At 70.4% G+C, this 11,466-nt stretch carries 8 protein-coding genes; 6 read left to right on the forward strand and 2 right to left on the reverse strand.

From position 1 onward, the window contains the following. Positions 1 to 167: 167 nt before the first annotated feature. Positions 168 to 1,787 (reverse strand): ferredoxin--nitrite reductase, encoded by a 1,620-nt coding sequence (locus KBY81_RS07150; protein ID WP_254976074.1) that lies wholly within the window; start codon positions 1,785 to 1,787, stop codon positions 168 to 170. A gap of 229 nt (positions 1,788 to 2,016) precedes the next feature. Between KBY81_RS07150 and KBY81_RS07155 the strand changes: the two genes are divergently transcribed. From KBY81_RS07155 to KBY81_RS07175, 5 genes are all read left to right on the forward strand, one after another. Then, positions 2,017 to 3,195: an anthranilate phosphoribosyltransferase gene (locus KBY81_RS07155; RefSeq protein ID WP_254976075.1), complete on the forward strand. Its 1,179-nt coding sequence runs from the start codon at positions 2,017 to 2,019 to the stop codon at positions 3,193 to 3,195. Between the two features lie 177 nt (positions 3,196 to 3,372). Continuing rightward, a complete protein-coding gene (locus KBY81_RS07160; RefSeq protein ID WP_254976076.1) occupies positions 3,373 to 4,686 on the forward strand; it encodes a CmpA/NrtA family ABC transporter substrate-binding protein in 1,314 nt (437 codons plus the stop codon). 52 nt (positions 4,687 to 4,738) lie between these two features. Beyond that, the gene (gene ntrB / locus KBY81_RS07165) at positions 4,739 to 5,572 is read left to right on the forward strand and encodes a nitrate ABC transporter permease (protein ID WP_106219704.1); all 834 of its coding nucleotides are present in this window, start codon (positions 4,739 to 4,741) and stop codon (positions 5,570 to 5,572) included. A gap of 2 nt (positions 5,573 to 5,574) precedes the next feature. After that, complete coding sequence (locus KBY81_RS07170) at positions 5,575 to 7,617, forward strand: nitrate ABC transporter ATP-binding protein (protein ID WP_254976077.1); 2,043 nt, start codon at positions 5,575 to 5,577, stop codon at positions 7,615 to 7,617. A 39-nt stretch (positions 7,618 to 7,656) separates the two neighbouring features. Then, complete coding sequence (locus KBY81_RS07175) at positions 7,657 to 8,490, forward strand: ABC transporter ATP-binding protein (RefSeq protein ID WP_254972034.1); 834 nt, start codon at positions 7,657 to 7,659, stop codon at positions 8,488 to 8,490. A gap of 29 nt (positions 8,491 to 8,519) precedes the next feature. Here KBY81_RS07175 and KBY81_RS07180 read toward each other — a convergent pair whose 3' ends face one another. Beyond that, on the reverse strand, positions 8,520 to 10,688 hold the full coding sequence (locus KBY81_RS07180) for a molybdopterin oxidoreductase family protein (protein WP_254976078.1): 2,169 nt from the start codon (positions 10,686 to 10,688) through the stop codon (positions 8,520 to 8,522). Positions 10,689 to 10,788: 100 nt separating this feature from the next. Here KBY81_RS07180 and KBY81_RS07185 point away from each other — a divergent pair, with 100 nt between their 5' ends. Beyond that, entirely contained in the window at positions 10,789 to 11,409 is a 621-nt protein-coding gene (locus KBY81_RS07185) for a histidine phosphatase family protein (protein WP_106219708.1), read from the forward strand. Positions 11,410 to 11,466 lie beyond the last annotated feature (57 nt).

Below are 11,466 nucleotides of genomic sequence, written 5' to 3' on the forward strand. Positions count from 1 at the left end.
GGTCGGCGTCGGGCCGCAGCGCTCCCGCCTCCACCGCCTGGAGCCAGGGCTCCAGGTCGAGGTCCCGGGCCCGCCGCAGGCCCTGCAGCCAGGGCCAGCGCTCGGGGCTGCCGCCGGCCGGCAGCTGCCGGGGATCCCACGGGCCGCAAGCGGCCGTCATGGGGCACTCACGGCGCCGCCCGCCGCCGGGCACCGAAGCGCTCCACCAGCAACCCCTCCAGCACGTCCGGGAGCTCGGAGAGGGGCACGGCCTTCCCGTGCAGCTCGGCCAGCTGCGGGTCGCTGTCCAGGCGGCCCCCCAGGAAGATCTTGGCCGCCTCCACCATCTGGCCGTCCTGGCGGGCCTTGGCCCCCATCAGGCCGATCTGGCCCATGTAGGGCTGGCCGCAGGCGTTGGGGCAACCGGTCCAGTGGCTGCGCACGGCCTCGGGCAGCTCCAGCCGGCGCTCCAGTTCGTCGATCACCGTCTGGGCGGTGCGCTTGGTGGGGATCAGGGCAAAGCTGCAGTACCGGCTGCCGGTGCAGCTGACCGCTTCAGCCTGGAGGGCACCGGGCTCCAGCCGGAACCGTGCCAGCAGGGGTTCGGCCCCCAGGGCCGCCAGGCGATCGGCCGGCACATTCACGATCAGCACGTTCTGGGCCTCGGTGAGGCGCAGCTCACCGCTGCCGTAGGCGCGGGCCAGGCGGGCCAGCTCCAGCATCGAAGCGGCATCGAGCCGCCCCATCGGCACGTGCAGCCCCGCCCAGTGGAGGCCCGCCTGCTTCTGGGGCTGGAATCCCAGCCCGTCGCGGGGGGGCCGCACCACCAGATGGCGGCCGTCATGGGGCAGGGGCGCCTGCGCCGACGCCCCGGCCAGCTCCCGGTAGGCCGCCACCACGGCATCGCGATAGGCCGCCAGCCCCAGCCCATCGATCAGATACATCAGCCGGCTTTTGTTGCGCTGGACCCGGTTGCCGTGGGCGTCGTAGTGCCGCAGCAGGGCCAGGGTGAAGTCGGGCAGCTGGTCGGGCCGCAGCCACAGGCCGAGAGGCACGGCCAGTTCGTTGCGCTGGGCCGAGAAGAAGCCGCCCACCATCACCGTGAAGCCCAGCGGCGCGGCCGGATCCTGGGGATGGGGCGCCGGCAGGAAGGCGAGGTCGTTGTGGAGCAGGAAGCTGTCGGGGGCCCCGCCCACCGCCACGTTGAACTTGCGGGGCAGGTTGCGGGGGCCGTCATCAGCCAGGAGGCGGGCCTGGATCGCCGCCACCAGCGGCCGGGTGTCGATCAGCTCCTCCGGGTCGAGGCCCGCCAGGGGGTTGCCGGTGATGTTGCGGGGGTTGTCGTGGCCCGACTGGCGGCTGGTGAGGCCGACCCGCTCCATCCCCTCCAGCAGGGGAGGCATGTCCTCCAGCAGCAGGCCGCGCAGCTGCAGGTTCTGGCGGGTGGTGATGTCGGCGCTGCCGTGTTCGCCGCAGCGGTCGACGGCGTCGGCCAGCAGCTCCAGCTGGTCGGCAAGGAGGACGCCGTTGGGCAGCCGCAGCCGCACCATGAAGCGGCCGGGGGTGACGGGACGGAAGAAGATCCCCAGCCACTTGAGGCGGATCGTCAGGGTGGCCTCATCGAGGGACTCCCAGCCCGCCGCGGCCAGTTCCGCCAGCCTGGGGGCCAGGTCGAGGCCGCAGAGCTCCGCTTTGGCCCGTTCGACCTTGCTGAGGCCCTCCGGCGGCAGGGCGGAACCGTCGTTGGAAGAGCGGTCGGGGGTGGGGCTGGCGGTGTCGTTGACAACGCTGGTGTCGGTGCTGTTCATGCGAAAGCGGCGGTCCGCATGGCCGGCCATGCGGAGGAGTCCTGCCAGGCAGGTGGGCGGAAGCGGGGCTTGGGGAGCACGTCTCAAGCCGGTCAGGCGAGACGGGAACCCGGGACGCCGATGAGAGCTGCGTCGTCCGGAAGGATCGTTGTGTCGGGGAGCGCCGGAGAAAGCTGCGCGAACCCACCGATCAGGAAGGCTTTAGTTTCCGGCATGGAACCGTCCACCCATGTCGTCACTGTTACCAGAACCGGCAGGTCCGGGACCTGACGCCTCCCCGCCGGGGACGGCCCAGCCGCTGCACGGTGCGGAGGATCGCCGTCAGGTGCGCCTGCGGGCGCTCGGCCCCGAGCGGGCGCGCTTCCGTGAGCTGATCGGCAAGGTGGGAAGCGGCGAACACACCAGCACCGGCCTGGATCGGCAGGAGGCTGCTGAGGCGATGGACCTAATGCTCCAGGGACTGGTCGATGGCGCCCAGATGGGGGCCTTCCTGATCGCCCACCGCATCCGTCGCCCCCACCCCACCGAGCTCTCCGGCATGCTCGACAGCTACCGACGCCACGGCCCGGTGCTGGAAACACCCGGCCGGCAGCCGCTGTGCTTCGGGGTGCCCTACGACGGCCGTAGCCGCACCGCCCCCCTGCTGCCCCTGGTGGCCCTGGTGCTGGCCAGCGACGACGTGCCGGTGGTGCTGCACGGCGGCGACCCGATGCCGGTGAAGTTCGGCGTCACCCTGGCCGAGTTGTTCGAGGCGATCGGCATCCCTTCGACCGGCCTGCCGCTGAGAGAGGTCCAACAGCGCCTCGACCGCCATGGGCTGGCCCTCACCCACCAGCCCGACCATTTCCCCTGGGCCGAGCGACTGGTGCCGGTGCGGGACGCCATCGGCAAACGCCCCCCGGTGGCCAGCCTGGAGCTGCTCTGGACACCGCACCGCGGGGAGCACCTGCTGGTGAGCGGCTTCGTCCATCCCCCCACCGAGACCCGCGCCTGGCAGGCCCTGCAGGACTGCGGCGAGACCGACCTGCTGACGGTGAAGGGCCTGGAGGGCTCCACCGACCTGCCCACCTCCCGCGCCGGCATCACCGCCCGGGTGCGCCGGGGAGCCACCGAGCGGATCCTGCTCCACCCCCGCGACCACGGCATCACCAGCGCGGAGGTGCCGTGGCAGGGACTGGAGGTCTGGCGGACCCAGGCCCTGGAGGCCCTCCGGGGCGAAGGGGCCCTGGTGCCGGCGCTGCGCTGGAACGTGGCGGCCTACCTCTGGTTCGCCGGACGCTTCGAGCACCTCGAGGACGCCCTTGAGCAGGCCACGGCGCTGCTGATGGCCCGCAGCGGCGAACGGCTGCGCCGCCAGCTGGCGGCACCCGAGAACGGAGACCCGCCGCTCGAAGATCCGAATCGGTAACCGACGCGACCCTGGTGGGGGCCGCCGGCGTGGTCTTTTGAGAGCTGACTGGTCAGCCTGCGCGCCAGCCACCCCACTTTTCGCCAGCACGGTGCGCTTCGTTGTGGAGCCCGTCCTGAGAACCCATGCACCTCACGGTGCATCCCTCCGGTCCTTCCTGGCTCCCCTTCAGGCTTCATGTCCAACCTTTCCCGTCGCAAGTTCCTGATCACCGCTGCCGGCACCACGGCAGGCGCCATCTGGCTGAGTGCCTGTGGCGGCAAGAAGGAGGTCGCCACCCCCGCCGCCGCTCCGGCCGCCGGTGGCGCCGATGCGCCCGAGGTCACCGGTGTGTCCCTCGGCTTCATCGCCCTCACCGATGCCGCCCCGCTGATCATCGCCAAGGAGAAGGGCTTCTTCGCCAAGCACGGCATGCCGGAGGTGAAGGTGATGAAGCAGACCTCCTGGGCCGTCACCCGCGACAACCTGGAACTGGGCGGCGGCGGCGGCGGCATCGATGGCGCCCACATCCTCACGCCGATGCCCCTGCTGCTGGCGGCGGGCAAGATCACCAAGAGCCAGCAGCCGCTGCCGATGGCCACCCTGGCCCGGCTGAATCTGCAGGGCCAGGGTCTGTCGGTCTCCAAGGACTTCCTGGCCAACAAGCTCACCATCGACAACAAGGCCGGCCTCGCCGACGCCGTGGCCGCCACGGCCAAGACCGGCCGGAAGTTCAAGGCGGCCGTCACCTTCCCCGGCGGCACCCACGACCTGTGGATGCGGTACTGGCTGGCCGCCAACGGCATCGACCCCAACAAGGACGCCGACCTGGTGGTGGTGCCCCCGCCCCAGATGGTGGCCAACATGCAGACCGGCACCATGGACACCTTCTGCGTCGGCGAGCCCTGGAACCAGCGGCTGGTCAACAAGAAGCTGGGCTACACGGCGGCCGAAACGGGTGAACTCTGGAAGTTCCACCCGGAGAAGTCCTTCTCGATGCGCGCCGACTGGGTCGCCAAGAATCCCAAGGCCACCAAGGCCCTGCTGATGGCGGTGCTGGAAGCGCAGATGTGGTGCGAGGACCCCGCCAATCTCGACGAGCTCTGTGAGATCACCTCGAAGGACAGGTATTTCAAGGCGTCGGTGGCCGACATCAAACCCCGCCTCGCCGGCACCTTCGATGCCGGCGACGGTCGCATGGTGACCGACAGCCCCTACCGGATGCGCTTCTGGAGCGAGAACGCCTCCTTCCCGTTCAAGAGCCACGACCAGTGGTTCGTGATCGAGGACATGCGCTGGGGCTACCTCCCCGCCAGCACCGACGTCGACGCCCTCGTGAACCAGGTGAACCGGGCCGATCTCTGGAAGGAGGCGGCCAAGGCGATCGGCCAGGAGAAGGCGATTCCCGCCAGTGATTCCCGTGGCAAGGAAACCTTCTTCGACGGTGTCGTCTTCGACCCGGAAAATCCGAAGGCCTACCTGGACGCCCTGAAGATCAAGGCCATGTCCTGACGCGGAAGCCCCAGCTTCCCTTGCCCCCGTTGCCATTCCCCACCCATTCCCCATGGCCCTCAGCGCAGCAGCACCCCACCAACGTTCCCGAAGGATCACGCCGATCTGGGTGTCCCGGGTGTCTCCCTATCTGATCTGCATCGGCGCCTTTCTGGTGCTGTGGCAGCTGCTGTCGCTGATCCTGGGAGTCGCCCGCCTGCCGGGACCCATCAATGTCGTCGTCGACACGTGGGACCCCTACATCATCCATCCCTTCTTCGATGATGGGGGCACCAGCAAAGGCCTGGCCTGGCAGATCCTGATCTCGCTGCAGCGGGTGGCGATGGGCTACGGGCTGGCCGCGGTGGTGGGAATCACCATCGGTGGCCTCCTGGGAATGAGCCGCTTCCTTGGCAAGGGCTTTGATCCCGTGATCCAGGTGCTGCGCACCGTGCCGCCCCTGGCCTGGTTCCCGATCGCCCTGATGGTGTTCCAGGATTCCACCGTCTCCGCCGTCTTCGTGATCTTCATCACGGCCATCTGGCCGATCATCATCAACACAGCCATCGGCATCCGTGAGATCCCCGAGGACTACATCAACGTCGCCCGGGTGCTGAAGCTGCGGAAAGGGGCCTACATCAGGGACATCGTCATCCCGGCCACCGTACCTTTCGTGTTTGCGGGCCTGCGCATCGCCGTCGGCCTGGCCTGGCTGGCGATCGTGGCCGCCGAAATGCTCAAGGCCGACGGCGGCATCGGCTATTTCATCTGGGATGCCTACAACTCAGGGGGAGATGGCAGCTCCAGTGAGATCGTGCTGGCCATCATCTATGTGGGTCTTGTCGGCCTGCTGCTCGATCGCCTGGTGGCCTTCGCCGGGCGCAAGCTCAGCAAGGGAGCCGCCTGACCATGGCCGCCCTGTTCACCGTCGACCACGTCACCCAGGCCTTCCCCCTGCCCGGCGGGGGGGAGTATGTGGCCCTCAGGGACATCTTCCTGGATATCGCCGAGGGCGAGTTCATCTCCCTCATCGGCCACTCCGGCTGCGGCAAGTCCACCCTGCTCAACCTGCTGGCCGGCCTCACCACCGCCACCCAGGGCGGCATCCTGATGAGCGGCCGGCAGGTCACCGATCCGGGGCCCGACCGGATGGTGGTGTTCCAGAACTACTCGCTGCTGCCCTGGCTCACGGTGCGCCAGAACATCGCCCTGGGTGTGGACAACGTGATCACCGCCAGCGACCGCCGGGAGCGGGACGCCCTCATCGAGCACCACATCCAGCTGGTGGGCCTGAAGGCCGCCGCCGACAAGTACCCCCGGGAGATCTCCGGCGGAATGAAGCAGCGGGTTGCCATCGCCCGCGCCCTGGCCCTGCGCCCGAAACTCCTCCTCCTCGATGAACCCTTCGGGGCCCTCGACGCGCTCACCCGGGGCAACCTGCAGGAGCAGCTGATGCGGATCTGCCAGGAGGCGAAGGTCACCGCCCTGATGGTCACCCACGACGTCGACGAGGCCCTGCTGCTCTCCGACCGGGTGGTGCTGATGACCAACGGCCCCGAGGCCCACATCGATCAGATCCTCGAAGTGCCCCTGCCCCGGCCCCGCACCCAGCTGGGCACGGTGGAGCACCCGCGCTACTACGGGCTGCGGGCCGAGATCGTCGGCTTCCTCTCAGACCAGCGTCGGGCCCGGCAGCAGCGGCTCAAGCCCGCCGAGGCCATCGCCGCCGACGGACTCGAGAAGGTGAACCTGGAGCTGGGCTTCATTCCCCTCACCGACTGCCTGCCCCTGGTGGTGGCCCAGGAGAAGGGGTTCTTCGCCCGGCACGGCCTGACCCAGGTGCAGCTGCGGCGGGAGAGCAACTGGAAAACCCTCGAGACCCACGTGCGCCAGGGCGTTCTGGACGGTGCCCTGATGGTGGCGGGGATGCCGATCGCCATGACCCTCGGCTGCGGTGGCCAACCGCCCCTGGCGATGGTGAGTGCCCTCACCCTCAGCTGCAACGGCAATGCCATCACCCTGCACCGCCGCTTCCACGACGCCGGGGTGAACACCCTGGCCGACTTCAAGGCCTGGATCGGCGCCCACCCCGAGTCCAGGCCGGTGCTGGCCGTGGTGCACCCGGCCTCGATGCACAACCTGATGCTGCGGGCCTGGCTGGCCTCGGCGGGGATCCACCCCGACCGTGACGTGGAACTGCTGGTGATCCCGCCGCCCCAGATGGTGGCCGCCCTCAAGGCGGGCACCATCGATGGCTATTGCGTCGGCGAACCCTGGAACTCCCGCGCCGTCCAGGAGGGCCTCGGCACGGTGATCGCCACGGATGTGGAGCTGTGGAACGGCCACGGTGAGAAGGTGCTGGGGGTGAAGGAGGCCTGGGCGGCCGCCTACCCCCGCACCCACCGGGCCCTGGTGCAGGCCCTGCTGGAGGCCTGCCGTTACTGCGAGGACCCGGCCCACCGCGGCGACCTGGTGGAGCTGCTCTCCCAGAGCCAGTACGTGGGCACGGATGGGGCCATGCTCCGGCCTGGTCTCGTCGATGCCTACGACCGCGGCACCGGCGCGCCCGCCGCCATGCCGTCCTTCAACCGCTTCTACGGCCCCGAGGTCAACGAGCCCAACCCGGCGGAGGCGGTCTGGATCCTCTGCCAGCTCGGCCGCTGGGGCCTGGCCAGCTTCCCCAGCAACTGGCAGGAGGTGACCGAGCGCGTGCAGGATCGGGCCCTGTTCCGGAGCGCGGCGGCCGCCCTGGGGCTGCCGGCCGCCGAGCGCCCCCTGTCACCGGTGGCGGTGGTGTCGGCGTTCGATGGTGATCCTCTCGACCCGCTCAATCCCCTCGCCTACCTCGAACGCCTGCGCGTCAAGGGTCCGGTGACGGTGGCCCCGGCGCCCCTGCCGCCAGCGCCGGTGCGGGTCCCGGACCCCCCGCTGCCCGCCCCGGCCCGCCGCTGACGCCCCTTCCCCTCCTGTCCCTCCCCACGCTCCGATCGCATGCAGACCCAGACGTTGCCACAGCCCAGCACCGCCGGCGTCGCTGAACCGTTCCTGGTGATCGATGGGGTCAGCAAGGTGTATCCCACCCCCAACGGGCCCTACACCGTGCTCGACAACATCAGCCTGGAGGTGGCCGAAGGGGAGTTCGTCTGCGTGATCGGCCATTCCGGCTGCGGCAAATCCACCCTGCTCGACCTGGTCTCCGGCTTCGGCCAGCCCACCAGCGGTGAGGTGCGCCTGCAGTCGGTGCCGATCCGGGAGCCGGGGCCGGACCGGATGGTGGTGTTCCAGAACTACTCGCTGCTGCCCTGGATGTCGGCCGCCGAGAACGTGGCCCTTGCGGTGAACAACGTTTTCCCCCATCTGCGGCGCAGCGGCGACACCGACCGGATCGTGGAGAGCCATCTGGCGATGGTGGGGCTGAGCGAGGCCGCCGACAAGCGTCCCGCCAGCCTGTCGGGGGGGATGAAGCAGCGGGTCTCGATCGCCCGGGCCCTGGCGCTGCAGCCCAAGGTGCTGATCCTCGATGAACCCTTCGGAGCCCTCGATCCGATCACCAAGGAGGAGCTGCAGGAGGAGCTGCTGCGGATCTGGAGGGAGCACCGGGTGACCGTCCTGATGATCACCCACTCGATCGATGAGGCCCTGTTCATGGCCGACCGCGTGGTGATGATGACCAACGGCCCAGCGGCGACCATCGGCGAGATCCTCGAGCTGCCCTTCCCCCGACCCCGCCAGCGGGCCCAGCTGATGGAGATGCCGGAGTACTACGACTACCGCAACCACGCCCTGGACTTCCTCTACCGCCGCTTCGCCCACGACGACCAGTGATCCACCGCTGAGCCACCCCCCGCAGGGGCTCAGTCCCCCGGGGCCTGCTCGCAGGGACGCACGGTCACCGCGGCGGCCTTGAGCTCAGGCTGCTGGGAGATGGGGCAGCCGAGGGCATGCATCAGCCGGTTGGCCTCGCAGGCCCGCTCCTGGGCCGCCCCCCAGTGCATGGGCAGGAACAGCGTGCCCTGGCGGATGCGGTCGGTGACGCACACCCGGGCCGTCACGGCGCCCCTTCGGGAGCGCACCTCCGCCCGGCCGCCATCGACCAGTCCGTGGGCTCGCGCGTCGGCGGGATGGATCTCCAGCAAAGGCTCGGCGTGGGGCCGCAGCAACCGCTCGACCTGGCCCGTGCGGGTCATGGTGTGCCACTGCTCCAGATAGCGGCCCACGGTGAGCACCAGGGGGTAGGCGCCATCGGTGGGTTCGCCCAGGCCCATCGGCTGCTCGCTGATCAGCCGGGCCCGGCCGGAGGGGGTGGGGAAACGGCCGGAGGTGTGCAGACGCGGGGCACCGCCTCCGGGCGCCGTGCCGGCGGGGAAGGGCCATTGCTGGGGACCGTGCTCCCGCAGCAGCCCATGGCTGAGGCCGCTCAGATCGCACACCCGGCCCGCCGTGATGGCCGCGAACTCGGCGAACACCTCGGCCGAGGAGCTGTAGCGGAACTGCTGCTCGAACCCCAGGCGCCGGCCCAGTTCGGCGAAGATCGCCCAGTCGGGACGGGCCTGCCCCGGGGGGGTGCGGAAGGCCGGGCAGAAGGTGACGCGGCGCTCGGAATTGGTCATCACCCCGGCCTTTTCGCTCCACTGCGCCGCCGGCAGCACCAGGTGGGCGATGGCGGCGGTTTCGGTGCCGGCGTAAGCCTCGCTGAGCACCACCAGCGGGCAGCGGGCCACGGCGGCCCGCACCCGATCGAGCCAGGGCAGGCTCACCAGCGGATTGGTGGCCGCGACCCACCAGAGCCCCAGGTCCCCCCGCTCCATCGCCTCGATCTGCTCCCACACGGTGAGGCCCGAGGCCGGCGCGATGCTCCCCGGCGCCAGGCCCCAGTGCTGCTCGATCTCGCTGCGGTGGCCGGCGTCGGTGACGGAGCGGTAGCCCGGCAGCAGCCGGGCCAGGCCGCCGGCCTCCCGGCCCCCCATCGCATTGGGCTGGCCGGTGAGGGAGAAGGGCCCCGCCCCGGGCCGGCCGATCTGGCCGCTCACCAGGTGCAGGTTGATGATCCCCGCCACGGTGGCGGTGCCCTCCACGCTCTGGTTCACCCCCATCGACCAGAGGCTCATCACGCCGCTGCTGGCGGCCCAGCGGTCGGCCAGCTGGTGCAGTAGCTGCTCCTCGATGCCGCAGAACCGGCTCACCGCCTCGGGCGTCCAGCCCGCCCAGAGCTCCGCGAGCGCCTCGAAACCCTCGGTGGACGCCGCCACATAGGCCCGGTCCAGCGCCCCCCGCTCCAGCAGCAGATGGCCGAGGCCATGCAGCAGGGCCAGGTCGGTGCCGGGGCGGATCGCCAGGTGCAGGTCGGCGGCATCGCTGGTGGCGGTGGCGCGCGGATCCACCACCACGATCTGCAGGTCCTGCTGCTGCTTGCGCCTGCGCTTCAGCAGCCGCTGGAACAGCACCGGATGGCACGCGGCCGTGTTGGTGCCGATCAGCAGCACGAGGCCGGCCTGGTCGAGATCGTCGTAGCAGCAGGGGGGGCCGTCGCTGCCGAAGCTGCGCACGTAGCCGGACACGGCCGAACTCATGCACAGGCGCGAGTTGGCATCGAAGTTGTTGCTGCCCAGCGCCCCCTTGATCAGCTTGTTGGCGACGTAGTAGTCCTCGGTGAGGAACTGCCCCGAGCCGTACATGGCGATCCCTCCGGGGCCCTTCTCGGCCAGGGTGCGGCGCACCTGGGCCTCGATCAGGTCGAAGGCCCGGTCCCAGCCGATCGGCGCGAAGGGCTGGTCGGTGCGCGGCCGGTAGAGCGGGGTGGTGAGGCGATTGCGGTGCAGGGTCTCCCCCACGGTGGCCCCCTTGACGCAGACCTGCCCCAGGGAGGAGGGGTGGTGGCGGTCACCGCGGGCCGTCCAGATCGCCGCACCGGCGTCGCTGGCCGCGGGGGGCTTCATCTCCAGGCCGCAGCCCACACCGCAGTAGGGACACTGGGCGCGGGCCGGGCCGTCGGAGGGGGAAGGAGGCGTGGCGGGGAGGCTCAAGATGGCGTTCGGGTGTCAGCGGCGGCCACCCTCATCACCTCTCCGGCCGGGGTGTCGAGCTTAAGTGAGCGTCACGACGTCAACCCGCGGGAGCCCTTCCGTGACAACGATTCAGAACGGCCCAGCCGCCACCCCCACCGGCCCGGTCGAGGTGGTCCTGATCCGCCATGGCGAGACGGCATGGAGCCTCTCGGGTCAGCACACTGGCAGCACCGACATCCCCCTCACCGCGCGGGGGGAGGAGGCGGCCCGCAGCCTGGCGCCGCTGCTGGCGGCCAGCCCCTTCTCCCTGGTGCTGTGCAGCCCCCTGCAGCGGGCCCGGCGCACCTGCGAACTGGCGGGCCTGGCCGCCCAGGCCTGCCTCGAGCCCGATCTGGTCGAGTGGGACTACGGCGCCTACGAAGGTCTGACGACCGCGGAGATCCAGGCGCGGCGTCCCGGCTGGATGGTGTTCCGCGACGGCTGTCCGGACGGGGAGAGCCCGGCCCAGGTGGGGGAGCGGGTCGACCGGGTGATCGGCCGGCTGCGGCAGGAGGGCGGCCGGGTGGCCCTGGTCGCCCATGGCCATCTGCTGCGGGTGTTCATGGCCCGCTGGATCGGGCTGACGCCCAGCCACGGCGCCCATTTCCTGCTCGACACCGCCACCCTCTCGGTGCTCTCCGATTACCGCGGCCTGCCGGCCGTGAAGTGCTGGAACGCCCCCCTGGCCCCGACCCCCTAAGGGCGGTCCATGTCGGATTCCTGACCCCTCCAAAGGAGAGCGGTTGATTTACCTGCT

The sequence above is a fragment of the Cyanobium sp. Lug-B genome (assembly GCF_024345635.1).
GTDB lineage: Bacteria > Cyanobacteriota > Cyanobacteriia > PCC-6307 > Cyanobiaceae > Cyanobium > Cyanobium minutissimum.

Coding starts and splice junctions, on each gene's coding strand:
- KBY81_RS07150 (WP_254976074.1), bottom strand. CDS start 1,787: ATGAACAGCACCGACACCAGCGTTGTCAACGACACCGCCAGCCCCACC.
- KBY81_RS07155 (WP_254976075.1), top strand. CDS start 2,017: ATGTCGTCACTGTTACCAGAACCGGCAGGTCCGGGACCTGACGCCTCC.
- KBY81_RS07160 (WP_254976076.1), top strand. CDS start 3,373: ATGTCCAACCTTTCCCGTCGCAAGTTCCTGATCACCGCTGCCGGCACC.
- ntrB (WP_106219704.1), top strand. CDS start 4,739: ATGGCCCTCAGCGCAGCAGCACCCCACCAACGTTCCCGAAGGATCACG.
- KBY81_RS07170 (WP_254976077.1), top strand. CDS start 5,575: ATGGCCGCCCTGTTCACCGTCGACCACGTCACCCAGGCCTTCCCCCTG.
- KBY81_RS07175 (WP_254972034.1), top strand. CDS start 7,657: ATGCAGACCCAGACGTTGCCACAGCCCAGCACCGCCGGCGTCGCTGAA.